This window comes from Xylophilus sp. GOD-11R (assembly GCF_033546935.1).
GTDB lineage: Bacteria > Pseudomonadota > Gammaproteobacteria > Burkholderiales > Burkholderiaceae_C > Xylophilus.
This window is the reverse complement of record NZ_CP137854.1, coordinates 235264-260361: the sequence shown is the minus strand read 5'-3', so window position 1 is coordinate 260361 and position 25098 is coordinate 235264. Positions and strand designations below refer to the sequence as shown.

Below are 25098 nucleotides of genomic sequence, written 5' to 3'. Positions count from 1 at the left end.
GCCCCACCCTTTCATCCTTGAACTGCCTTGCCGCAGCTATTCGCCATGAGCACCATCACCGCCCTGCAGAACCCGCTGCCCGCGCCCACCGACGCCGGCTGGATGGACGCCCACTGGATGCCCTTCACCGGCAACCGCAACTTCAAGGCCGACCCGCGCATGGTGGTGGAGGCCCGGGGCGCCTATTTCACCGACGACGCCGGCCGCAAGATCTTCGACGGCCTGTCGGGCCTCTGGTGCACCGGCCTCGGCCATTGCCACCCGGCCATCACCGAAGCCGTCGGCCGCCAGATCGGCAAGCTCGACTACGCACCGGCCTTCCAGTTCGGCCACCCGCTCTCGTTCGAACTGGCCAACCGCATCAAGGACCTGACGCCCGCCGGGCTGGACCACGTCTTCTTCACCGGCTCTGGCTCGGAAGCCGCCGACACCTCGCTCAAGATGGCCCGCGCCTACTGGCGCGCCAAGGGCCAGGGCACCAAGACCCGCCTGATCGGCCGCGAAAAGGGCTACCACGGCGTCAACTTCGGCGGCATCTCCGTCGGTGGCATCGGCGGCAACCGCAAGCTCTTCGGCCAGGCCGTGGATGCCGACCACCTGCCCCACACCCATCTGCCGGGCAGCGTTTTCAGCCGCGGCATGCCCACCCAGGGCGCCGAGCTCGCCGACCGCCTGCTCGACCTGATCGCACTGCACGACGCGTCGAACATCGCCGCCGTCATCGTCGAGCCCATGTCCGGCTCGGGCGGCGTCATCGTGCCGCCGGTGGGCTACCTGCAGCGGCTGCGCGATATCTGCACCGCCCACAACATCCTGCTGATCTTCGACGAGGTCATCACCGGCTTCGGCCGCGTCGGCGCCTTCACCGGCGCGGAGGCCTTCGGCGTCACGCCGGACATCATGAACATCGCCAAGCAGGTCACCAACGGCGCGCAGCCGCTGGGTGCCGTCGTCGCCAGCAAGGAGATCCACGACACCTTCATGGCCGCGGGCGGCCCGCAGTACATGGTGGAGTTTCCGCATGGCTACACCTACTCGGCCCACCCGGTCGCCTGCGCCGCCGGCATCGCCGCGCTCGACGTGCTGAAGTCCGAAGACATGATCGGCCGCGTGCGCGCCCTATCGCCGCATTTCGAGCAGGCGGTGCACGGCCTCAAGGGCAGCAAGCACGTCGCGGACATCCGCAACATCGGACTGGCCGCCGGCATCACCCTGGCCGCCTTGCCGGGCGAGCCGGCAAGGCGGCCTTACGAAGTCGCCATGGCGTGCTGGAAGAAGGGCTTCTACGTGCGCTACGGCGGCGACACGATTCAACTGGCGCCGCCGTTCATCTCGGAAAAGGGCGAGATCGACCGGCTGGTCAATGCGCTGGACGAAGCGCTGGCGGAGACGAACTGAGCGAAGGGCCTTCTTTCGCTTGCCAGCGCTGCGCGGTATGAGCAGTTTCCTCGTGTGGCGCTGAAGGCATCCGGCGCCCGCTGCGGATTTCAATCCGCAGCGCGGCCGAACCGGCATTTCGCTTCATCCAAGCGACGATGGCATCGATGCAGCCCATCGCGGAACGCTTGACATATTTCAAGCAAAACAGCGCACAGCGGCTGCACAACTATGTGTCTGACGACCGCTCACCTGACTCAAAGAACGACGGCGAAAATCTTATCCGGCCGCCATGGCACGCAGTGGCCCCCATACACCTCACGTTCGCAAAGTTACCAAACATCCGCAACGCTTAACGCGTATGCGACTTGATGAAAATAACTGACGTTAGATGTCAAATTGACAATCACCCCAATACTCAACAAAACGTATAAATATTTAGCGGGTATTCGCCGAAAACCAAAAAGCGCCACACCGAGAAGAATTGGGAGTGAGTGCGCTGAATACAAAAAAGTCTCTTCTCCATAAATTCCGTGAAGCAGCAGTTGAAATCCGAGCGTCAGAAAAAAATAAATTCTTAACCGCGGATCTTCTCCAATAAGTCGGAGCAGTCCACACCCGAGTAGAAATATCCAACAAGCGACACCAACCCATGAAAGACTCGTTCTATTGGCGAATGGTGAAGCTTGAACACTCAGCTTTGGCAATAACTCGGAACGACTCTCAACCATCGGTTCCGGCAAACTTACGCTGGAAACCAGCAGATTTAACACTCTGTCATGTAACGCGCCGGAATCCTTGTGATTCACGAATTCCGCTTCGCGTCCCAGTTTCGGCAAAAAAAACAAAGCCGATGACGGGACAATCACTTTCTGCACCACAGAAATAACCATCACCAGCAATAACGCATAAACAACGATACGGAGCGCTTGCTTTCGCGGAAAGCTAACCAGCGCCGCCATAATTCCCATGAAGAAGTTGGTAATCGTTATTGATAGTGTTGAACCAACCAAACCCACCCAAGATAGCCTTCCGAAGTGGCGCCCTGCCTGCGCACGAACCACCATGTAGACGGCACACAATATCGTTAGCGAACCAAGCGGGTAGGTTTCCGGCACCGAAAACCAAAATACAAACCCCGCCGCGGATGCTCCGTATGCGCAAAAAAGCACGGAGAAAATCCTATTCTTAGTTATCTCCAATGACAACAAGAACAAAACACTCAGCCATATCCCACCAACAATTGCATTAAAAATTAATGCGGACTTCAACACACCCACCCCAGCGATTGCCCTTATTAATGCCGTGCCAGGAAGCGTCAATATGGAGAAGATTGGATGAACTCTAGATCTATGGTGGCCCCAAACGTTTCCTGACATGTCTGTCATGTTGGAAAAGTTCCGGGCCAGATCACCTTGAAACCAAGAATTGTCTCCCCGATAAGTGTAAATGGATTTCGGCAACTCCGATGAAAGAGAAAACAACATCACAAATCCAACCAGCGCAATGGCAAGTGCCAAAAAGAGATTTATTCTGAAATCTTTTTTGTTGTACATGGTCGGTCGCCTCAGTGCAATTGGGCAATGAAAAAGCATACTGAAATCAGGATAACAACAGCCCAACTTTGCTTATCCGTAGCGGCGAAAACGACCGGGTCTTCATGAATTTCTCCGCGATGAGTCTTCATCCATACTCGAACAATCCAATAGAGCACGGCAAGTACCGCCAGCCACAACATCTGGGGATACTTGTAATTTATGTCGGCATCCGGATTGTTCACATACAGCGCCAGCACGACCACGGCCGAAAACCCACTACTCACGCCAAGTGTCAGCAAGATCGGTAAGTCGTCGACCGCGTACCCACGTCCAGCAGGTTGACGACGGTTTTCAAGTTGAGCATCTCGCAGTTCTGTATATCTTTTAACCACACCCAAGCTGAAGAAGATAAATATAGAGAACGCAAGAAGCCAAAATGACAAGTCAATCCCGGAAGCCGAACCACCAGCCACAATCCGTGTGGTGTAAAGCATGGCCAGGAGCATTATGTCAACAATGACTTGACGCTTCAGCCAAAGCGAATACAGGTTAGTCGCGATGAAATATACAACCAGGACCATGAAAAAGAGCGGCGGCAATTGCAGCGCAGCCGCCAATGAAGACGCCATTAATGCAGGCAGCAGCATCGCACCAACCGATATTGGAATATTTCCGCTCGCAAAATGTCTGCGCCGTTTCGATTTGTGCTGGCGGTCAGCCTCAAGATCCAGCAAATCGTTCAACACATACACTGCCGATGCGCAAAGTGAAAACGCCACAAAAGCCAGCAACGCCTGAACTGCTTCCGCCCATTGAATAGGTCCATGCTTCACCAGTACCGGGACAAACACCAGTGCATTTTTCAACCACTGGTGAACCCGGATGGCTTTCAAGATGTTTTTAAGACTTGGTCGTGCTCTTTCAATTTTTGTGACGTCGGAGCAAACGGCTTTGGCTCTCGAAAATAGACTTTCAGATGAGGAAACGACAATAGATTTCCGGCAAACGGCCCATACTGCCAAGTCGGCTCTTGAATTTCCGACATAGTCGAATTCAAACTTCCCAAATTTATCTACAAGCCGTTTCGCTTTCTGGCTGGACGCGAGATTAACTTCCGCCGTGGAAGCCTCAATCGTGTCGAAAAGCCCAAGATGGTTAGCGACTCCCAAGGCTTGACTTTCCTGGGAAGCAGTGGCGAGCACGACCATCCGTCCATCCAACTTGGCCGCATTGATGAGCGCTATGACATCGGAGTTATAGGGGAGCGTCGAATAGTTGAGGGACGTGCGCTGAGCGATTTGCCGCTTCAAAAACGCTTTGCCTTTTATCAGCCAAAATGGCAAATAAAATAAAAATAAAAAATTAATCTTGATCAACTGCAGTACGGATTCATGCAGCAGATCAGTCTTCGAAAGCGTGCCGTCCAAGTCAACGCACAAAGGTATACTTTTTTGCATGCCTAGCTCCCAGAGCGCGCCAGGGTGTAAACGCCGGCAATGATTAAAGATATACCCAATATCTTTTGCACCGTAACTCCCTCACCGAACAGAAAGAAGCCCGCGACAGCGGTAAACACGAAGCCGAGCCCCACCATCGGATAAGCCACGCTCACTTGCGTTTTGGTAAGCACTGCAATCCAGCACACCATGCTCAATACATAAAGTGCCAGTCCTGATATTACCCACGGGGAGACTAAAACGAATGACGCAAACTGCCCGTAGTTTTGATGCTGTAACGCGGCAATCACACGTTCTGTCGAGAGGCCACGCTTCAGGGCAATCTGCGCGGAGGCAGACATGAAAATACTGACCAGCGCAAGAAAAAAGATCCCGATATTCAAAATTGCACTCCCGTTGTCGCGGCAATAAAAAATTTTAGGAAGCCAAAAAGCTGAGCGCGCGTTACGCCAAGGCAACCGTATCGGCGGAGAATCATGGCCATCTCCGGCCAAAGTTCCCACCCATCATAACCAACATTTACTTACTTACCGTGTCCGGACGCAAGGTTTTTCATAACGAGTAGAGCGGCGACACTTGCGAACTGGACGTTGCGTTGGTGAGAAGAGTGAAGGGCTCATACCGACTATGAATTTTGATGCGGTCGCTTGTGCAGCGTCATCGCCAACTTCGAACTGGCGATCGCTTCGAAGTTTGCTTGCTGGAGGCAGTGGCGAAATCGACTTGCGGCCCAGGCAGCAATTGCGACCCATCCTTCTTGAGCAGCGCTGAAGACATCCACATGGGACAGCGCAAGAAACAGATCTTGAATGCCGGGAGGCTCAGCAAGCAGTCTCACTGCACGCTTTTGCGACGGGTGCCTCAAGATATGGCAATGCAGGGGTATCGACCGGCTTTATGCTCTTTTCAAATGGGGGCAAGCGCTGGATCAAGCCCCATGGAAAAATGCGCATGGCAGCGCTAAAGGGCGCGCGGAGCAAGTACCCCCCTTGTTTCAGCCTAGAAGTGTTTTGGTCAGCCTTCTAAGCAGCTTGACAATTTGAAGTTCGAGTTTTTATAGACGCAGGCAACCTCATATTTTGGTTGGTTGCCTAGCCTCGGAACATTTTAATATTCAGCTTCAGAGGTTGACTTTTGGCTTAAAGGCAGCGCAAACGACCACGACTCACCGTGCCAAATGCTCAAAGATTTAAAAATGCATGCAACCGAGTAAAAATTGACTCTCTGCCTTGCTTGACATTTCTCCATGGCGCAAAGCCCAGAACGCAAAAAGCCCCTGACCATTTCTGATCAGGGGCTTTGCAATTTTGGTGGCCTGGGACGGAATCGAACCATCGACACGCGGATTTTCAATCCGCTGCTCTACCAACTGAGCTACCGGGCCGGGAGCCTCGCAGTATAGCACGCGCGCGCGCCATCACAAGCTTCAGGCCAGGTTTCTTTTGGCTCGGCCGAGATCGACGCCGAGCTGCCGCAGTTTGCGATACAGATGCGTTCGCTCCAGCCCGGTCTTCTCCGCGACCCGGGTCATCGAACCGCCCTCTTGCACCAGGTGGAACTCGAAGTAAGCCTTCTCGAAACCATCACGCGCCTCGCGCAGGGGACGGTCGAGGTCGAAGGATTGGTGCTGGCGCGGGGTGTTGTCGACCACGGGCGCCGCCGCAGCCACCGGCGGCTGGATGGGTATCGCGGGCGCGGCGTATCCATCGGCCGATGCCTGGCGCTGCGCGGGCGCGATCGTCGGCGACGCGGCTGCCACGAATCGCGCAGGCGGTGGAGGTGGCGGTGGCAGGCTTCGCTGCAGCGCGTTCTCGACGCTCTTCAACAGCTTCTGCAGCGTGATCGGTTTTTCGAGGAAGGCATGGGCGCCGATGCGGGTGGCCTCGACCGCGGTGTCGATGGTGGCGTGCCCGCTCATCATGATGACCGGCATGCTGAGGCTGCCGGCGGCGGCCCATTCCTTGAGAAGCGACACGCCGTCGGTGTCGGGCATCCAGATATCGAGCAGCACGAGATCGAAGTTGCTGGCGGCACGTGCTTCACGCGCCTGTGCCGCGTTTTCAGCAAGTTCGACGCTATGGCCTTCGTCGTTGAGAATTTCCGAGAGCAGGTCCCGGATGCCCAGTTCGTCGTCGACCACCAGGATATTTGCCATTGCTTGGACTGCGTTGAGCCGTCAGAAAGACTGTGGAGGTGGTGCCTCTCGTGGATGCCGAAGTCTTGTGGATCAGGCGTCGGCCTCCCGGGGCGCTAGCGGCAATGATAGCGACACTTGTGCTCCCGGAGCGTGGCCGTCACCGGTACGGTTGCCGATGTCGATGCGCGCGCCGTGTTCATCGGCAATTTTTCGCACCACGGCCAAACCCAGTCCGGTGCCCTTGGACTTGGTGGTGACGTAGGGCTCGAAGGCACGCTGGAGGATGTTTTCGGGAAAGCCGATGCCGGAATCGATGACCGACAGCCGCACCCGTTTCGTCGATTCGTTGAAGCGCGTGCGGATGAGTACCGGTGGCACCGGGTCGTGCTGCGCGGCCTCGGTGGCGTCCTGTGCGTTCTGCACCAGGTTGTGCAGCACCTGGCGCAGTTGCTGGGCGTCGCCCAGTACCGGCGGGCAGGCGGGGTCGTATTCGGCGCGGACCGGCACGGACGTGTGATCGGCCTCGTAGAGCAGCAGCACATCGGCCACCAGCGCGTTCAGATCGAGCGGCGCGAGTTCGGCCGTGGGCAGGCGCGCGTAGTCGCGGAACTCGTTGACCAGGCGTTTCATCGCGTCGACCTGTTCGACGATGGTCCGGACCGACTTCGTCAGCACCGCCTGGCCGGCGGCGTCGACCTTGCCGTCGAGCTTGAAGGCCAGCCGCTCTGCCGACAGCTGGATGGGCGTGAGCGGGTTCTTGATTTCGTGGGCGAGGCGGCGGGCGACCTCGCCCCAGGCGCGCGCACGCTGAGCAGAGACGATCTCGGAGATATCGTCGAACACCAGCAGCCGGGTGGACGCGGGCAGTTCGGCGCCCCGCGCGACAACGCTGGTGGCGTCCTGTTGCGGGCCGGAGGGCGCGGCGTGCAACTCGTAGGACTGTTGCCAGTGGCCGATGTCGTGCTGGTCGCGTTCGCCGAGCAAGGCATCGAACTGCGCCTGCACGGCCCGGCCGAACTCTTCGAGTCCCGGAATCTGCTGCAGCGATTCGCCTCCCAGCGCGGCCAGCGGCGCCCGCAAAATGCGCGTGGCGCCGGGGTTGGAAGACAGGATGCGGCCTTGCGCGTCGAGCACGATGACGCCGGCGGTCAGGTTGTCGAGGATGGTCTGCAGGTTGGCGCGCGCGGCGTCGACCTGCTGGATGCTTTTTTCGACGGTCGCCCGGGCTTCGGAGAGCTGCTGCGTCATGTCCGCGAACGAACGTGTCAGCCCGCCGAGCTCGTCCTTGCCTTGCAACACCGACTTGGGACTCAGGTCCCCCGCCGCGACTTCGCGCACGCCTTCGGCCAGCACCAACAGGGGCCGCGCGAGCTGGTTGCCGAGCAGCACCGCCAGCAGCACCGCGGCGAAGACCGCGAGAAACAGCGCGAGCGTCAGCGTACCGATATACATGCGCCGCAATCCGCCGCGTGCCAGCGCGCGCTCCTGGTATTCGCGGTAGGCCTCCTGCACGGCGATGGCGTTGGCCACCAGCGTCGGCGGCAAGGCCTGCGTGACCTGCAGGTAGCGCGGTTCGGCGTTGAGGTCCATGCCGGTGGCCGTCACCAGCGCCAGCGCCTTGATGCGCGCCTGGGGCGCCGGTGGCTGCTCGGGCAGCGTGGGCTCGTCCAGACCCTCGACCTGGGCGATGGAACGCTGGGCGCGCACGTTGCGCAGGATCTGCGGGGTGGGCCGCTCCGGGTTGAGCTCGAAGCGCGACTGGCCCGCACTGGCCACCAGATGGCCGCTGGCGTTCCACAGCACCACGTCGGAGGCGCCGAGCTGGTCGCGCACCCGCTCCAGCGCCAGGCCCGCACCGACGTCGGAAAGATTGGCGAGCTGAGCGCCGGCCACGCGGGTCTTGCCGGCGAGGTCGTTGGCGAGCGCGTCGAGCGTGGAGCGTCCGAGGCTCAGGCCGGCGTCGAGCGCGCCTTCGACCTTGACGTCGAACCAGCTCTCGATCGAGCGGGCGACGAACTGGTAGGACACGGTGTAGATCAGCATGCCCGGCACGAAACCGAGCACCGCGAAGATGATGGCGAGCTTCATCAGCAGGCGGCTGCCGAAGCGCCCGCGCCGCAGCCGCACGAACAGGCGCAGCCCGATCCATCCGATGACGGCCAGCAACAGGGCGGCGACGACGACGTTGATGCCGAAGAGCCGAACGTAGTTCTGCTCGTACAGGGCGCGGTTGTCGGTCGCCTGGGTGAGCAGGAACAGCAGCACCAGCGCGATGGACACGACGATGGCCGCACCGACACCCACGGCCCAGCGCACCGCCCGCGAACTCAGCAGCGAATAGCGTTCCCGAAAGGAGCCCGGCGATGTCTTCATGAGCGGATCCGGCGTCTCGTGCGGCGTGGCGGAGGCGGCCTCAACGAACGAGCACGGCGGGGTCGATCGTCAGGACGCGCTCGGCCGACAGGCTCCAGTCGGCCCGTCCTGCCACGCCCATCTGCAGCGGACGGGGCAATTGCGAGGTGTCGAGCCGAAAACTGAATTCCACCTCGTAACGGCCGGCCGCGTCGAGCTGCGCGATCTCGGCGATGCGCCAGCGTGCGATGCGGCGCACCGCGTCCAGCGCCTCGGCGATGTCCTCGAAGGTCTGGCTGAGCGAGACGCCCAGCCCGGAACTGAAGGCCGATGGAGATACGTTGAGCCGGAAGCGCCGGGTGAGCGGCTGGTAGACCAGGCGCATGTGGCGTTCGGCGAAGGCGACTCTTTCGTCGGCCCAGTACCAGCGATCGCGCATGACGCCCACTTGCGCAACGAAAAACAGCGCGACGCCTTTCAACAAGGCGTCTTCGACGAGGGGCGGAAGGTCGAATCCGACGGTCGCCCAAAGGTACAGACCGTCTTCGTTGCGTTCGATCCGCAACTGCGGAACGTCGACCGCCTGGCCGTCGGCCCGGGCTTTCAGGGCGGATCCACCGAGCAAAAGCAGCGGCGCGGTGCGCAAAAGTGAGCGCCTGAGCGCGTCAGGGGCCACGTTTGTGGAGCAGGGCGTGGAAGAAGCCGTCGTGGTCACCCGGCAGATTGTCCCCGACACCCATCGTCATGGCGGCATCGCGCGGAAGCAAATGGCCGGGCGATGGCAGTAAAACCGCGTCGGTGTTGTGCGCAAGAAACGCTTCGATCTGGTGCTCGCCCTCGTCGCGAAACACCGAACAGGTGCAGTAGAGCAGTCGTCCGCCGGGGCGCAACAAGGGCCAGAGACGAGTCAGCAAACCGGCCTGGATGATGGCCAGCTGGGCGATATCGCTCTCGCGGCGCAGCCAGCGCACGTCCGGCTGGCGCCGCACGATGCCGGAGGCAGTGCAGGGTGCGTCGAGCAGGATGGCATCGAAAAGTTCGCGGTCACGGTGCTGCGGCCACCAGCGTGCGGGCTCCTGGGCGTCGGCGGCGAGCACCTGCACCCGGTCTTCGATACCCAGGCGCGCCAGGGTCTGGTGGATGCGCTCGCAGCGCTGGGGGTCGATGTCGAGCGCGGTGACCGACAACGGCGCATCCCGGCCGGCGAACTCGACCAGATGGGCGGTCTTGCCACCGGGGGCGGCGCAGGCGTCGAGCACCTGCAGCGGTTGCCGCAGATCCATGCCGTCGAGCAGCAGCGGCGCAGCAATCTGCGCGGCTGCATCCTGCACCGACACCTCGCCTTCGGCGAATCCGGGAATCTGGTCCACCGGCAGCGGATGCCCCAGCACGATGCCCCAGTCGCCCACGGGCTCGGCTCGCAGGTTGGACGCTTCGAACCGGCGCAACACCGCCTCGCGGGTGGTCTTGAGCCGGTTGACGCGCAGGGTCATGGGCGCGTGGGAGTTGTCGGCGCGCAGGATCTCCTGCCACTGCCGCGGGTGGTCACGCTTGAGCCGCTCGATCCACCAGCGCGGATGGTTCCACGCGGCCAGTGGTTCGGAGTCGGTGGCGGCGACCAGCGCTTCCTGCTCACGCAGGAAACGTCGCAGGCAGGCGTTGATGAAGCCGGACTGGGGTCGAATCGCGGGGTTGCGCTTGGCAGCCTCGACCGCCTGGTCGACCAGCGTGAAGGATTCGTAGGGCGCATCGGCCTGGCGCCAGATCAGGGCCAATGCGGCGCACAGCAAGGCGTCGGGCAGCGGCGGCGGCGTACGGGTGGCAAGCTTGCGACGCAAGGCTTCGGCCCGGCCCAGCACCCGCAGCACCTGGAACACCAGCGCGCGTACGCCGGGCCGCAGCGCCACCGGTACCGCTTCGAGCGCGACCGGCGCGGAGCGGCCCCCACGCACGGCCGCCAGCACTTCGGCCACCTGCTGCAGCTGTTGCCAGAGTTCGGGAGAAAGAGAAGAAGAAGAGGAAACGGGAGATGAAGGCACGGAAGAAGACGGGTTCATAGGGCTTGCGCATGGCGCAATCGCAGCAGCCACGTCAGGATCACCGCCGGGAACTGGTGCAAGGCGGCGTTGTATTGGCCGACCGCCAGGTTGTACTGGTCAGCCGCGAGCTGCACTTGCGTGTCCCGCTGCTCCCAGACGAGGTGGATGCTGCCGGGCTGGGCCTGGCCGCCGAAACGCGGCATGTCGACCAGCAGGCGCTGCCAGGCATCCCGAAGCACGTCGCGTGCCGCCGATAGCGCGGCGACGTCCGCGCGGCGTTGCCGACGTTGGCGTGTCACCGACAGGCAGGCGGCGAGCTGTACGGCGGCCGCTCGCAGGCCGGCCCATCCTGCCTCTTCGGCGACACCCGGCGTCGTTTCATCGGTGCGGACCGCGTCGGAGACCGGCGGGACCAGTTCGATCCACAAGGTCATGGCCGCATCCAGTTGCCCGAAGGCCTGCAACACGGACGCGCGCAAACGGGTCAGCCGGTTGTGCGCACCGACTGTCCAGAATGCCAGCACGGCCGGCAAGACCCACCACCACAAGCTCCAACGCATCGCGCGAGTATCTCCAAAAAGTCGAGAGCAAAAAAAACCCCGGCCCTGCCGAAGCAGGCCGGGGCTCGGCTCGGCGCCGGCGCCCGCCTTATTCGGCGGAAGCGCCTTCGCTGGTTTCGGCGATGTCGCCCAGGCCGTCACCGCTCATTTCAGCAGCTTCGGCTTCGGCGATGGCGGTCCGTTCGGCCTCGTCCATCTCGTCCTTCACCTTGCGGGCGTTGTGGTAGGCCATGCCGGTGCCTGCAGGGATCAGGCGGCCGACGATGACGTTTTCCTTCAGGCCGCGCAGCTCGTCGCGCTTGCCCATGATGGCCGCTTCGGTCAGCACGCGGGTGGTTTCCTGGAAGGAAGCCGCCGAGATGAACGAGTCGGTCGACAGGGACGCCTTGGTGATACCCAGCAGCAGGTTGGTGTAGGTCGCCGGCACCTTGCTCTCGCCACGGAGGCGATCGTTGGTGTTGAGCATCTCCGAACGCTCGACCTGTTCGCCGCCGATGTAGCCGGACTCACCCGGGTTCTCGACGACCACACGACGCAGCATCTGGCGAACGATCACCTCGATGTGCTTGTCGTTGATCTTCACGCCCTGGAGACGGTAGACGTCCTGCACTTCATCGACGATGTAGCGCGAGAGTTCCTCGATACCCAGCAGGCGCAGGATGTCCTGCGGATCGGCCGGACCGTCGACGACGGACTCGCCCTTGTTCACGACCTGGCCTTCGTGCACCAGGATGTTCTTTTCCTTGGGGATCAGTTCATCCCAGACCTTGCCTTCCGGATCGGTGATCTGCAGCCGGACCTTGCCCTTAGTTTCCTTGCCGAAGGACACGGTACCGGTCATCTCGGCCAGCATGCCCTTGTCCTTGGGCGAACGGGCTTCGAAGAGCTCGGCCACACGCGGCAGACCGCCGGTGATGTCGCGGGTCTTCTGGCCTTCGACCGGAATACGCGCCAGCACTTCGCCGGGGCCCACGTCCTGTCCGTCGCGCACCTGCACCAGCGAGCCGACCTGGAAGCCGATGGTCACCGAGTGATCGGTGCCCGGAATCTTGACTTCCTGGCCTTGCGCGTCGATCAGCTTGACCTGCGGACGCACGACCTTGGTGGAGCCACGACGCTTCGGATCGATCACGACCAGGGTCGACAGGCCGGTGACTTCGTCGACCTGCTTGGCGACCGTGAGGCCTTCCTCGACGTTCTCGAAACGCACCTGACCGGCGAATTCCGTGATGATCGGGCGGGTCAGCGGATCCCAGTTGGCGAGGATCGTGCCGGCCTTGATGGTCTGGTCGGCCTTCACCGTCAGCGTGGCGCCGTAAGGCACCTTGTGGCGCTCGCGCTCGCGGCCGTGTTCGTCGTGGATGACGATCTCGCCGGAACGGGCGATCACCACCAGGTCGCCCTTGGTGTTGCTCACGTAGCGCATCGTGGCGTTGAAGCCGATCACGCCGTTGGACTTGGCCTCCACGCTGGAGGCGACGGCCGCACGCGAAGCCGCGCCGCCGATGTGGAAGGTCCGCATGGTCAGCTGGGTGCCCGGCTCGCCGATGGACTGGGCGGCGATCACACCGACGGCTTCGCCGAGGTTGATCAGGCCGCCACGGCCCAGGTCGCGTCCGTAGCACTTGGCGCAGATGCCGAAGCGGGTTTCGCAGGTCAGCGCGGTGCGGACCTTGACCTCGTCGACGCCGGCGGCTTCGAGCTCTTCGATCAGGTCTTCTTCCAGCAGCGTGCCGGCCGCCGCGAGCACCGAACGGTTCTCGGGGTGCAGCACGTCTTCGGCCGCGGTACGGCCCAGGATACGGTCGCGCAGCGACTCGATCACTTCACCGCCTTCGACGATGGCGCGCATCAACGAACCGTTGTGCGTGCCGCAGTCTTCCTCGGTCACGACCAGATCCTGGGTCACGTCGACCAGGCGACGCGTCAGGTAGCCGGAGTTCGCGGTCTTCAGCGCCGTATCCGCCAGGCCCTTGCGGGCGCCGTGGGTGGAGATGAAGTACTGCAGAACGTTCAGGCCTTCGCGGAAGTTCGCGGTGATGGGCGTCTCGATGATCGAGCCATCGGGCTTGGCCATCAGGCCCCGCATGCCGGCGAGCTGGCGGATCTGCGCGGCGGAACCGCGGGCACCGGAGTCGGCCATCATGTAGATGGAGTTGAAGGACTCCTGATCGACGGTGTTGCCGTTGCGATCGGTCGTCTTTTCCTTGGCCAGCTGGGCCATCATGACCTTGGAGACTTCGTCGCCGGCCTTGCCCCAGATGTCCACCACCTTGTTGTAGCGCTCGCCCGCGGTCACCAGACCGGAGGAGTACTGCTGGGCGATTTCCTTCACCTCGGTCTCGGCGCGCTCGATGATGCCGACCTTCTCCGGCGGCACCAGCATGTCGTCCACCGCGATCGAGATGCCGGCCTTGGTCGCCAGGCGGAAACCGTTCTGCAGCAGCTTGTCGGCGAAGACGACCGTTTCCTTGAGCCCGCACTTGCGGAAGGACACGTTGATCAGCTTGGAGATCTCCTTCTTCTTCAGCGCCTTGTTCAGGTTGGAGAAGGGAAGGCCCTTGGGCAGGATCTCGGAGAGCAGCGCACGGCCGACCGTGGTGTAGGTCAGGGTGGTCGAAGGCGTGAATTCGCCGGTCGACTTGTCCTTGATCCACTCGGTCAGGCGCACGCTGATGCGCGCGGCCAGCTCGGCCTGGCCGGCGTCGAACGCACGCTGGACTTCACCGATGTCGGAGAAGACCAGGCCTTCGCCCTTGCCGTTGACCTTGTCGCGGGTGGCGTAGTAGAGGCCCAGCACCACGTCTTGCGACGGCACGATGGACGGCTCGCCGGAAGCGGGGAACAGGATGTTGTTGGAGGCCAGCATCAGCGTGCGGGCTTCCATCTGCGCCTCGACCGACAGCGGCACGTGAACGGCCATCTGGTCGCCGTCGAAGTCGGCGTTGAAAGCCGCGCAGACCAGCGGGTGCAGCTGGATCGCCTTGCCTTCGATCAGGATCGGCTCGAACGCCTGGATGCCCAGCCGGTGCAGCGTAGGCGCACGGTTGAGCATGATCGGGTGTTCCTTGATGACCTCTTCCAGGATGTCCCACACCACCGGCGTGCCGGATTCGACTTCCTTCTTGGCGGCCTTGATCGTCGTCGCGATGCCCATGGCTTCGAGGCGCGAGAAGATGAAAGGCTTGAAGAGTTCCAGGGCCATCAGCTTGGGCAGGCCGCACTGATGCAGCTTGAGCGTCGGGCCCACGGTGATCACCGAACGACCGGAGTAGTCGACGCGCTTGCCCAGCAGGTTCTGGCGGAAGCGACCGGACTTGCCCTTGATCATGTCGGCCAGGGACTTCAGCGCGCGCTTGTTGGCGCCCGTCATGGCCTTGCCACGGCGGCCGTTGTCCAGCAGCGAGTCGACGGCTTCCTGCAGCATGCGCTTCTCGTTGCGCGCGATGATTTCCGGAGCCTTCAGCTCCAGCAGGCGGCGCAGACGCGAGTTGCGGTTGATGACGCGGCGATACAGGTCGTTCAGGTCGGAGGTCGCGAAGCGGCCGCCGTCCAGGGGCACCAGCGGACGCAGGTCCGGCGGCAGCACCGGCAGCACGTCGAGCACCATCCAGCCCGGCTTGATGCCGGACTTCTTGAACGCTTCGAGCAACTTCAGGCGCTTGGCGTTCTTCTTGACTTTGACTTCGGAGCCGGTCAGGTCGCCACGCAGGCGTTCGATCTCGGTGTCGATGTCGATGGCTTCGAGCAGGTCCTTGATGCCTTCGGCGCCCATCTTGGCGATGAACTCGTCACCGTATTCCTTGCGCTTGGCGTCGTAGTCGTCCTCGGACATGATCCCGAACTTCTTCAGCGGGGTCATGCCGGGGTCGGTCACCACGTAGGCTTCGAAGTACAGCACGCGTTCGATGTCGCGCAGCGTCATGTCGAGCACCAGGCCCAGACGCGACGGCAGCGACTTCAGGAACCAGATGTGCGCGCAGGGAGCGGCCAGGTCGATATGACCCATGCGCTCGCGGCGAACCTTGGTCTGCGTCACTTCGACGCCGCACTTCTCGCAGATCACGCCACGGTGCTTCAGGCGCTTGTACTTGCCGCACAGGCACTCGTAGTCCTTGATCGGGCCGAAGATCTTGGCGCAGAACAGGCCGTCACGCTCGGGCTTGAACGTGCGGTAGTTGATGGTCTCGGGCTTCTTCACTTCGCCGAAAGACCACGAACGGATCTTTTCGGGCGAAGCCAGGCCGATGCGGATGGCATCGAAATGCTCGTCCGGAGTGAATTGCTTGAACAGGTCGAGTAGCGATTTCATGTGACTCTTTCCCTTTCCTGCTTAGGAACGTTCCAGTTCGATGTCCAGGCCCAGGGAACGGATTTCCTTGACCAGCACATTGAACGATTCGGGCATGCCGGCCTCGATGGCGTGTTCGCCCTTGACGATGGACTCGTACACCTTGGTACGGCCCTGCACGTCGTCGGACTTCACGGTGAGCATTTCCTGCAGCACGTAGGAAGCGCCGTAGGCTTCCAGCGCCCACACTTCCATTTCGCCGAAACGCTGGCCGCCGAACTGGGCCTTGCCGCCCAGGGGCTGCTGCGTGACCAGCGAGTACGGACCGGTGGAGCGGGCGTGCATTTTGTCGTCCACCAAGTGGTGGAGCTTCAGGAAGTGCATGTAGCCGACGGTGGTCGGGCGCTCGAACTGCTCGCCGGTGCGACCGTCGATCAGCCAGGCCTGGGTCCGGGTCTCGGTCAGGTTCTTGGCCTTGGCGATCTCATCCGGGAAGGCGAGCTTGAGCATCGCGCGGATGTCTTCTTCGGCAGCGCCGTCGAACACCGGGGTCGCGAAGGTCGCGCCGTTGGTCAGGTTTTCGGCCATGGCCAGGAGCTGTCCGTCGTCGAGCTTGGACAGGTCTTCGCTGCGGCCCGACGAGTTGTAGAGCTCGTCCATGAACTTGCGCAGCTCGGCCACCTTGGCTTCGCGCTGCAGCATGTCGCCGATGCGCTGGCCAATGCCCTTGCCGGCCCAGCCCAGGTGGACTTCCAGCACCTGGCCCACGTTCATGCGCGAAGGCACGCCCAGCGGGTTCAGGCAGATGTCGCACGGCGTGCCGTCGGCCATGTAGGGCATGTCTTCGACCGGAACGATCTTGGAAACCACACCCTTGTTGCCGTGGCGGCCGGCCATCTTGTCGCCCGGTTGCAGGCGGCGCTTGACGGCCAGGTAGACCTTGACCATCTTCAGCACGCCGGCCGGCAGCTCGTCGCCCTGCGTGAGCTTCTTGCGCTTCTCTTCGAAGGCCAGGTCGAAGCTGTGGCGAGTCTGTTCCAGCGAGTTCTTGATGGACTCCAGCTGCGTCGCGACTTCGTCGTCGGCCGGGCGGATGTCGAACCAGTGGAACTTCTCGACCGACGACAGGTAAGCCTTGTCGATCTTGGTGCCCTTGGCCAGCTTGTTCGGGCCGCCGTTGGCGTTCTTGCCGGTCAGCAGCTTCTCGATACGGTCGAACGCGTCGGCCTCGACGATGCGCAGCTGGTCGTTCAGGTCCAGGCGGAAGCGCTTGAGTTCGTCGTCGATGATCTGCTGGGCGCGCTTGTCGCGCTGGATGCCTTCGCGGGTGAACACCTGGACGTCGATCACGGTGCCTTGCGAGCCCTGATCCACACGCAGCGAGGTGTCCTTCACGTCGGAAGCCTTCTCGCCGAAGATGGCGCGCAGGAGCTTTTCTTCCGGCGTCAGCGTGGTCTCGCCCTTGGGCGTGACCTTGCCGACCAGCGTGTCGCCCGGCTGCACTTCGGCGCCGACGTAGATGATGCCGGACTCGTCCAGGCGGTTGAGCTGCTGCTCGGCCAGGTTCGGGATGTCGCGGGTGATTTCCTCGGCGCCCAGCTTGGTGTCGCGTGCCATGACCACCAGTTCCTCGATGTGGATCGAGGTGTAGCGGTCTTCGGCGACCACGCGTTCGGAGATCAGGATCGAATCTTCGAAGTTGTAGCCGTTCCAGGGCATGAAGGCGATGAGCATGTTCTGGCCCAGGGCGAGTTCGCCCAGGTCGGTCGATGCGCCGTCGGCGATCACGTCACCCTTGGCCAGCTTGTCGCCCTTCTGGACGATGGGACGCTGGTGGATGTTGGTGTTCTGGTTGGAACGCTGGTACTTGATGAGGTTGTAGATGTCCACGCCGACTTCGCCGGCCTGGGCTTCCTCGTCGTTCACCCGGATCACGATGCGGGTGGCATCGACGTAGTCGACGATGCCGCCGCGCGTGGCGGTGACCACGGTGCCGGAGTCGACCGCGGAGACGCGCTCGATACCGGTGCCGACCATCGGCTTCTCTGGACGCAGCACCGGCACGGCCTGGCGCTGCATGTTGGCGCCCATCAGTGCGCGGTTCGCGTCGTCGTGCTCCAGGAAGGGCACGAGCGAGGCGGCCACCGACACGATCTGCGCGGGCGACACGTCCATGTACTGGATGCGGTCGGCATCGACCAGGATCGATTCGCCGGCTTCACGCGCGGAGATCAGGTCGCCGGTCAGCTTGCCTTCCTTGTCCAGGACCGCATTGGCCTGGGCGATGACGTACTTGCCTTCCTCGATGGCCGACAGGTAGTCGATGTCGTTGGTGACCTTGCCGTCCACCACGCGACGGTACGGCGTCTCGATGAAACCGTATTCGTTGAGGCGGGCGTACAGCGCCAGCGAGTTGATCAGGCCGATGTTCGGGCCTTCCGGGGTTTCGATCGGGCAGACGCGGCCGTAATGGGTCACGTGCACGTCGCGCACCTCGAAGCCGGCGCGTTCGCGGGTCAGACCGCCCGGGCCGAGGGCCGAGACGCGGCGCTTGTGCGTGATCTCGGACAGCGGGTTGGTCTGGTCCATGAACTGCGACAGCTGCGACGCACCGAAGAACTCCTTGAGGGCCGCGGAAATCGGCTTGGAGTTGATCAGGTCGTGCGGCATCAGCGGCTCTTGCTCGGCCTGGCCCAGACGTTCCTTCACGGCCTTCTCGATACGGGCCAGGCCGGTGCGGTACTGGTTCTCGGCCAGTTCGCCGACGCAACGCACGCGGCGGTTGCCGAGGTGGTCGATGTCGTCGACTTCGCCGTTGCCGTTGCGCAGGTCGACCAGGATCTTCACGACCTGGAGGATGTCGTCGTTGGTCAGCACCATCGGGCCGGTGGACTCGTCACGACCGACCTTGGCGTTGAACTTCATCCGGCCGACGCGCGACAGGTCGTAGGTGTCCGGGTTGTAGAACAGGCGCTGGAAGAGGGCTTGCACCGCGTCCTCGGTCGGCGGCTCGCCGGGGCGCATCATGCGGTAGATGGCCACGCGGGCGGCGAACTCGTCGGCGGTTTCGTCGCTGCGCAGGGTCTGCGAGATGTACGCGCCCTTGTCGAGTTCGTTGGTGTAGATCACCTGCAGGTCGGCGATACCGGCCGAGCGCAGCTTCTTCAGCAGCACTTCGGTCAGTTCGTCGTTGGCCTTGGCGATGATTTCGCCGGTGTCCGGGTCGACGATGTTCTTGGTGACCACGCGGCCGATGAGATAGTCCTCGGGCACGCTGATGTGCGTGGTGCCGGACTGCTCGAGCTCGCGGGTGTGGCGCGCGGTGATGCGCTTGTCCTTGGCGACCACAACCTTGCCGGCCTTGTCGGTGATGTCGAAGCGCGCGACTTCGCCACGCAGGCGATCGGAGACGAACTCCATCTGCGCGCCGCTGTCCATCAGGCGGAAGTTGTCGTTGACGAAGAAGTTCGCCAGGATGGTTTCCGGCGTCAGGCCGATGGCCTTCAGCAGGATGGTGACCGGCATCTTGCGGCGACGGTCGACGCGGAAGTAGAGGATGTCCTTGGGGTCGAACTCGAAGTCGAGCCAGGAGCCGCGGTAGGGAATGATGCGCGCCGAGAACAGCAGCTTGCCCGAGCTGTGGGTCTTGCCCTTGTCGTGCTCGAAGAACACACCGGGCGAACGGTGCAGCTGCGACACGATGACGCGCTCGGTACCGTTGATGATGAAGGAGCCCTTCTCGGTCATCAGGGGCACTTCGCCCATGTAGACCTCTTGCTCCTTGACTTCCTTGACCACCTTGGACTGCGAGGTCGACGACTCGCGGTCATAGATGATCAGCTGGACCTTGGCGCGCACGGCCGAGGCGAAGGTCAGTCCGCGGGTCTGACACTCGCGGACGTCGAAGGCGGGTTTGGCGAGGTTGTACTCGACGAACTTCATCTCCACGAAACCGTTGTGGGAGACGATCGGGAAGGCCGCATCGAAAGCAGCCTGCAGGCCTTCGATGGTGCGCTTGCGTGGTGCGATGTCGGCCTGCAGGAAGGCGGTATAGGCGTCCTTCTGCATCTGAAGCAGATAAGGGACTTCCAGCACGCTGTCGCGGCTGCCGAAGCTTTTGCGGATGCGCTTGCGTTCGGTATAGGAATAGGCCATGAGTTCTCCGGGCAAAGACATGAGTCCTGATTCGACTTGACCTGCCGCGCGGGAGGCATTCACACGCGCGGCAAGCTTGGCGGTTGGCCACTACCAACCATGGCGGACGGCGATGCGTTGCACATCGCCCGGACCAAGGCGCCTTCTGTCGTCGGGGCTCAGAAGACACTACAAAAACGCGAGCATCTCGCGGCTTTGTGGTGTGTTCTTAACACTTTCCCTGAAACAGCAAAAGGCTGGGGGCCTTTCGGCACCCCAGCCTCCCGCTGCGGCGTGGCTTACTTCAGCTCGGCCTTGGCACCAGCGTCGACCAGCTTCTTCAGAGCGGCGTCGGCGTCGGCCTTGGGCATGGCTTCCTTGACGGTCTTGGGAGCGCCGTCGACCAGATCCTTGGCTTCCTTGAGGCCCAGGCCGGTAATTTCGCGCACGGCCTTGATGACGGAGACCTTCTGAGCGCCAGCGTCGGTCAGCACCAGGTTGAATTCGGTCTTTTCTTCAGCGGCCGGAGCAGCAGCGCCGCCACCAGCGGCCGGAGCCGACATTGCGGCGGCGGACACGCCGAACTTCTCTTCGATGGCCTTGACCAGGTCGTTGAGCTCGAGGACCGTCATGCTGTCGAGCGCGGTCAGGAATGCGTCTTTATCGAATGCCATTTTGAATACCTAAAAAACAATATTGGTTGATTTGCCGCGCATTCAAGCTGCGGCAGCTTCCGCGGCCTCGGCGGCCGGCGCTTCGGCGGCACCGCCACCCCGTTGCTCCGCGAGCGCCGCAAGAACGCGGGCGGTACGGGAGATGGGGGACTGCATCAGGCCCAGCAGTTGTGCCAGCAGCACTTCCTTGGACGGGATGTTGGCCAGTTGCTTCACGCCATTGACGTCCAGCGTCTTGCCCGAAAGCGCACCTGCACGAATGACCAGCTTGTCGTTGGTCTTCGCGAAGTCGGCCACCACCTTGGCGGCGGCCACTGCGTCTTCGGAGAAGCCGTAGATCAGCGGACCGGTCATCTGGTCGGCGACGATTTCGAAACTGCTGCCAGCGACAGCACGACGTGCCAGGGTGTTCTTCAGAACACTCAGGGAAACGCCCTTGCTGCGCGCTTCGTTGCGCAGTTTCGTCATGTCGGCGACCGTGATGCCGCGGTATTCCGCAATCACCAGCGATTGAGCTTTGGCGGCGAGGCTGGTCACTTCTGCAATGACCGCTTCTTTCTCACTGCGATTAAGACTCAAGGTCTACTCCTTCAATGTGCCTCGGACCGGTTGGCCCTTCGGCACGCTCTTGTTGCAGCGACCAACTGTTTTTCAGGTTCAGGCACGAGGCTTGTTCCTTTGGCAGCGGGATCGCCATCTGCGCTGGCCGCCTTACGGCGATTAGGTGCGGCTCGCGCCACACACCAGCGGTCTTGGATGGCCTGGAGCCCTGGCTGGCATTGCTGCCGGCACGGGCTCCAGCCCACCACCGAGTGGCCTTGCGACCACCCGAATTTTTTTGCGGCTATCAGGCCGCGTTGATGGTCTGCGTGTCGACGCGGACGCCCAGGCCCATCGTGGACGACACCGCGACCTTGCGCAGGTAGACGCCCTTGCTGGTCGCCGGCTTGGCCTTGGTCAGTGCATCGACGAGCGCGACCAGGTTGCCCTGGAGCTTTTCGCTGTCGAACGAACGACGGCCGATGGTGCCGTGGATGATGCCGGCCTTGTCGACGCGGAACTGGACCTGGCCAGCCTTGGCGTTCTTGACAGCGGTGGCCACATCGGCGGTGACGGTGCCGACCTTGGGGTTAGGCATCAGGCCGCGCGGGCCCAGAATCTGACCGAGGGTACCGACGACGCGCATGGCGTCCGGTGCGGCGATCACCACGTCGAAAGGCATGTCGCCAGCCTTGACCATGGCAGCCAGGTCGTCCATGCCGACGATGTCGGCGCCAGCGGCCTTGGCTTCCTCAGCCTTGGCGCCTTGGGCGAACACGGCCACGCGCTTGGTCTTGCCGGTGCCGTGAGGCATCACGACGGCGCCACGCACCACCTGGTCGGACTTCTTGGCATCGACGCCGAGCTGCACGGCCACGTCGATGGATTCATCGAACTTGGCGGTCGCGGCTTCCTTCACCATGGCCAGCGCTTCGGTCAGCGCGTACAGCTTGGTCGAATCGACCTTGCCTTCGAGGCTTTTTTGTTTCTTGGTCAGCTTGGCCATTTCACAGACCCTCCACGGTCACGCCCATCGAACGGGCAGAGCCGGCGAGCGTACGCACGGCGGCGTCGACGCTGGCGGCGTTCATGTCCTTCATCTTGGTCTTGGCGATCTCTTCGAGCTGTGCGCGCGTGATCTTGCCGACCTTCTGCTTGTTCGCCACCGGCGAACCCTTGTCGAGCTTGATCGCCTTCTTGATCAAGGTCGTCGCGGGCGGCGTCTTGATGATGAAGGTGAAGCTCTTGTCCGCGAACGCGGTGATGACCACCGGCAGCGGCAGACCGGGCTCGACACCCTGGGTCTGGGCGTTGAACGCCTTGCAGAACTCCATGATGTTCAGGCCGCGCTGGCCCAGAGCGGGACCGATCGGAGGCGAGGGATTCGCCTTGCCGGCCGGCACTTGCAGTTTTACGAAACCGACGATTTTCTTCGCCATGGTTTGTTCTCCTTGCGGGTCATGACGCTCGGCGGTCCATCAGGACGCCGGGCTCCCCGGGGGTTGAACGACTCTTCTTGCGACGTCGCAGGCACCGAGTCGAAAAATGCGCCTGCAACCAAAGATTAGGCCGAAGCCTTCAGGTCTTCTCGACCTGGCCGAACTCGAGCTCGACCGGCGTGGCACGACCGAAGATCGTGACCGAGACACGGACCTTGCTCTTCTCGTAGTTGACTTCCTCGACCGAACCGTTGAAGTCGGTGAAGGGGCCTTCCTTGACGCGCACCAGCTCGCCGACGATGAACTCCACCTTGTGGCGCGGCTTCTCGGTGCCTTCCTGCATCTGGCTGACGATCTTCTGAACTTCGTCCTCGGAGATGGGGGCCGGACGGTTCTTGGCGCCGCCCACGAAGCCGGTCACCTTGTTGGTGTGCTTGACCAGATGCCAGGACTCGTCGTCCATCACCATCTCGACGAAGACGTAACCCGGGAACAGGCGACGTTCGGTGGTGCGGCGCTGCCCGTTCTTGACTTCGACGACTTCCTCGGTCGGCACCAGGATGCGACCGAACTTGGTTTCCATGCCGGCGCGGGTGATGCGCTCGATGATGTTGCGCTCGACCGCCTTCTCCATGCCCGAGTAGGCATGAACGATGTACCAGCGCAGGTCCGGATTGGTCGGCGCGGCAGGAACCGCATTGGCGCCTTCGGGCACCAGTTCTTCGCCAGAGGTGTTTTCCACGGTGTCGACCATTATTTTCTCCAGCCCAGCAACAGGTCGTAGAAGACCCATTCCAGCGTTTTGTCGGTCACCCACAGGAACAGCGCCATGACCACGACGAAGCCGAACACATAGGCAGTGATCTGAATCGCTTCCTTGCGCGCCGGCCAGACGACCTTGCGAACTTCACGCCAGGAGTCCTGACCGAAGGCGATCAATTGCTTGCCGCTCTCGGCGGTGAAGAACAGCCCGGCGGCGACCGCCAGACCGACCAGCAACGCGGCCCACTGCACCAGCGCGCCCTGGCGCGAGAGGACATAGAACGCCGTCAGCGCAGCCAGCACCAAAAATACGGAAAGGCCGATCTTCGCCTTGTCCGCACCGGTGCTGACAGTTTCAACTTGGGAGGTCGCCATGTGGCTGAGGTTTCCTGCTATGCATCGAGAAGAGCAACCCCGAGATCACAAAGTGACCCTGGAGACGCCGAAGCCCGTCAGATCCTGACGGGCTTGGGTTACCACCTTTCGGTGGCAGGGGCAGTAGGAATCGAACCTACAACCTTCGGTTTTGGAGACCGACGCTCTGCCAATTGAGCTATACCCCTCCGTAACTACAAATCAGGCGATGATCTTGGCGACGACGCCGGCGCCGACGGTCTTGCCGCCTTCACGGATGGCGAAGCGCAGGCCTTCTTCCATGGCGATGGGGTTGATCAGCTTGACGGTGATCGACACGTTGTCGCCGGGCATGACCATTTCCTTGTCGGCCGGCAGCTCGATGGCGCCGGTCACGTCGGTCGTGCGGAAGTAGAACTGCGGACGGTAGTTGTTGAAGAACGGCGTGTGGCGGCCGCCCTCGTCCTTCGACAGCACGTACACCTCGGCGGTGAAGTGCGTGTGCGGCTTGATCGAGTTCGGCTTGGACAGCACCTGGCCACGCTCGACGTCTTCACGCTTGGTGCCGCGCAGCAGCAGGCCGACGTTGTCGCCTGCCTGACCCTGGTCGAGCAGCTTGCGGAACATTTCCACGCCGGTCACGGTGGTCTTCTGCAGGTCGCGGATACCGACGATCTCGATTTCCTCGCCGACCTTGATGATGCCGCGCTCGATACGGCCGGTCACCACGGTGCCGCGGCCAGAGATCGAGAACACGTCTTCCACGGGCATCAGGAATGCGCCGTCGACCGCACGCTCGGGCGTGGGGATGTAGGTGTCCAGGGCGTTGGCCAGGGCCATGATGGCTTCCTCACCCAGCTTGCCAGCGTCGCCTTCGAGAGCGAGCTTGGCCGAGCCGTGGATGATGGGGGTGTCGTCGCCGGGGAAATCGTACTTGTCGAGCAGTTCGCGCACTTCCATCTCGACGAGCTCGAGCAGTTCGGCGTCGTCGACCATGTCGCACTTGTTCAGGAAGACGATGATGTAGGGCACGCCCACCTGGCGGGCCAGCAGGATGTGCTCACGGGTCTGGGGCATCGGGCCGTCGGCGGCCGAGCACACCAGGATCGCGCCGTCCATCTGGGCGGCGCCGGTGATCATGTTCTTGACGTAGTCGGCGTGGCCGGGGCAGTCCACGTGGGCATAGTGGCGGTTGGCCGTCTCGTATTCGACGTGCGCGGTGTTGATGGTGATGCCGCGGGCCTTTTCTTCCGGAGCCGCGTCGATCTGGTCGTACGCCTTGGCTTCACCGCCGAACTTCTTCGACAGAACGGTCGCGATCGCAGCCGTCAGCGTGGTCTTGCCGTGGTCGACGTGGCCGATGGTGCCCACGTTGACGTGCGGCTTGGTCCGTTCGAATTTTCCTTTTGCCATTTTTCGACTCCGAAAAAAATCTCAAATCCAA

19 protein-coding genes and 2 tRNA genes are annotated in these 25098 nt (G+C 62.2%); 2 read left to right on the top strand and 19 right to left on the bottom strand.

The genetic code is table 11. The annotated features are described in order from the left end of the window. Positions 1-45: 45 nt before the first annotated feature. Complete coding sequence (locus tag R9X41_RS01220; RefSeq protein ID WP_318633081.1) at positions 46-1398, top strand: omega-aminotransferase AptA; 1353 nt, start codon at positions 46-48, stop codon at positions 1396-1398. A gap of 311 nt (positions 1399-1709) precedes the next feature. Here R9X41_RS01220 and R9X41_RS01215 read toward each other — a convergent pair whose 3' ends face one another. From R9X41_RS01215 to R9X41_RS01185, 7 genes are all read right to left on the bottom strand, one after another. Further along, positions 1710-2933, bottom strand: coding sequence for a hypothetical protein (locus R9X41_RS01215; protein WP_318633080.1), 1224 nt, complete (start codon positions 2931-2933; stop codon positions 1710-1712). 11 nt (positions 2934-2944) lie between these two features. Beyond that, a complete protein-coding gene (locus R9X41_RS01210; protein ID WP_318633079.1) occupies positions 2945-4372 on the bottom strand; it encodes a UbiA family prenyltransferase in 1428 nt (475 codons plus the stop codon). Between the two features lie 2 nt (positions 4373-4374). Further along, positions 4375-4755, bottom strand: coding sequence for a DMT family transporter (locus tag R9X41_RS01205; RefSeq protein ID WP_318633078.1), 381 nt, complete (start codon positions 4753-4755; stop codon positions 4375-4377). Between the two features lie 925 nt (positions 4756-5680). Continuing rightward, a tRNA-Phe gene (locus R9X41_RS01200) sits at positions 5681-5756 on the bottom strand. A gap of 42 nt (positions 5757-5798) precedes the next feature. Continuing rightward, complete coding sequence (locus R9X41_RS01195) at positions 5799-6527, bottom strand: response regulator (protein ID WP_318633077.1); 729 nt, start codon at positions 6525-6527, stop codon at positions 5799-5801. Positions 6528-6599: 72 nt separating this feature from the next. Next, the gene (locus R9X41_RS01190; protein WP_318633076.1) at positions 6600-8882 is read right to left on the bottom strand and encodes a sensor histidine kinase; all 2283 of its coding nucleotides are present in this window, start codon (positions 8880-8882) and stop codon (positions 6600-6602) included. 40 nt (positions 8883-8922) lie between these two features. Further along, entirely contained in the window at positions 8923-9399 is a 477-nt protein-coding gene (locus tag R9X41_RS01185; RefSeq protein ID WP_318635122.1) for a DUF4390 domain-containing protein, read from the bottom strand. On the opposite strand from R9X41_RS01185, the gene R9X41_RS01180 reads away from it, so the two are divergent. After that, positions 9310-9513, top strand: a complete 204-nt coding sequence (locus R9X41_RS01180; RefSeq protein ID WP_318635324.1) for a thioredoxin domain-containing protein — start codon at positions 9310-9312, stop codon at positions 9511-9513. The two genes, R9X41_RS01185 and R9X41_RS01180, sit on opposite strands and share 90 nt — an antisense overlap. A gap of 13 nt (positions 9514-9526) precedes the next feature. Here R9X41_RS01180 and rsmB read toward each other — a convergent pair whose 3' ends face one another. The 12 genes from rsmB to tuf all read right to left on the bottom strand — a co-directional run bounded on the left by rsmB (position 9527) and on the right by tuf (position 25067). Next, entirely contained in the window at positions 9527-10918 is a 1392-nt protein-coding gene (gene rsmB, locus R9X41_RS01175) for a 16S rRNA (cytosine(967)-C(5))-methyltransferase RsmB (RefSeq protein WP_318633075.1), read from the bottom strand. After that, a complete protein-coding gene (locus R9X41_RS01170; RefSeq protein ID WP_318633074.1) occupies positions 10915-11433 on the bottom strand; it encodes a LemA family protein in 519 nt (172 codons plus the stop codon). The genes rsmB and R9X41_RS01170 overlap by 4 nt, the downstream gene beginning before the upstream one ends. A 115-nt stretch (positions 11434-11548) precedes the next feature. Next, the gene (rpoC, locus tag R9X41_RS01165) at positions 11549-15772 is read right to left on the bottom strand and encodes a DNA-directed RNA polymerase subunit beta' (RefSeq protein WP_318633073.1); all 4224 of its coding nucleotides are present in this window, start codon (positions 15770-15772) and stop codon (positions 11549-11551) included. Between the two features lie 21 nt (positions 15773-15793). Further along, on the bottom strand, positions 15794-19906 hold the full coding sequence (rpoB, locus tag R9X41_RS01160) for a DNA-directed RNA polymerase subunit beta (protein ID WP_318635121.1): 4113 nt from the start codon (positions 19904-19906) through the stop codon (positions 15794-15796). Positions 19907-20184: 278 nt separating this feature from the next. Continuing rightward, a complete protein-coding gene (rplL, locus tag R9X41_RS01155) occupies positions 20185-20559 on the bottom strand; it encodes a 50S ribosomal protein L7/L12 (protein ID WP_318633072.1) in 375 nt (124 codons plus the stop codon). A 42-nt stretch (positions 20560-20601) separates the two neighbouring features. Next, positions 20602-21138 (bottom strand): 50S ribosomal protein L10, encoded by a 537-nt coding sequence (gene rplJ, locus R9X41_RS01150; RefSeq protein WP_318633071.1) that lies wholly within the window; start codon positions 21136-21138, stop codon positions 20602-20604. Between the two features lie 268 nt (positions 21139-21406). Continuing rightward, positions 21407-22105, bottom strand: coding sequence for a 50S ribosomal protein L1 (gene rplA / locus R9X41_RS01145; protein ID WP_318633070.1), 699 nt, complete (start codon positions 22103-22105; stop codon positions 21407-21409). A 1-nt stretch (position 22106) separates the two neighbouring features. Further along, entirely contained in the window at positions 22107-22538 is a 432-nt protein-coding gene (rplK, locus tag R9X41_RS01140; protein ID WP_318633069.1) for a 50S ribosomal protein L11, read from the bottom strand. A gap of 139 nt (positions 22539-22677) precedes the next feature. Continuing rightward, positions 22678-23292 (bottom strand): transcription termination/antitermination protein NusG, encoded by a 615-nt coding sequence (gene nusG, locus R9X41_RS01135; protein ID WP_412556650.1) that lies wholly within the window; start codon positions 23290-23292, stop codon positions 22678-22680. After that, entirely contained in the window at positions 23292-23675 is a 384-nt protein-coding gene (secE, locus tag R9X41_RS01130; RefSeq protein WP_318633068.1) for a preprotein translocase subunit SecE, read from the bottom strand. The genes nusG and secE overlap by 1 nt, the downstream gene beginning before the upstream one ends. A gap of 112 nt (positions 23676-23787) precedes the next feature. Beyond that, positions 23788-23863, bottom strand: a tRNA-Trp gene (locus R9X41_RS01125). Positions 23864-23876: 13 nt separating this feature from the next. Further along, complete coding sequence (gene tuf / locus R9X41_RS01120) at positions 23877-25067, bottom strand: elongation factor Tu (RefSeq protein ID WP_318632579.1); 1191 nt, start codon at positions 25065-25067, stop codon at positions 23877-23879. Positions 25068-25098: the final 31 nt, after the last annotated feature.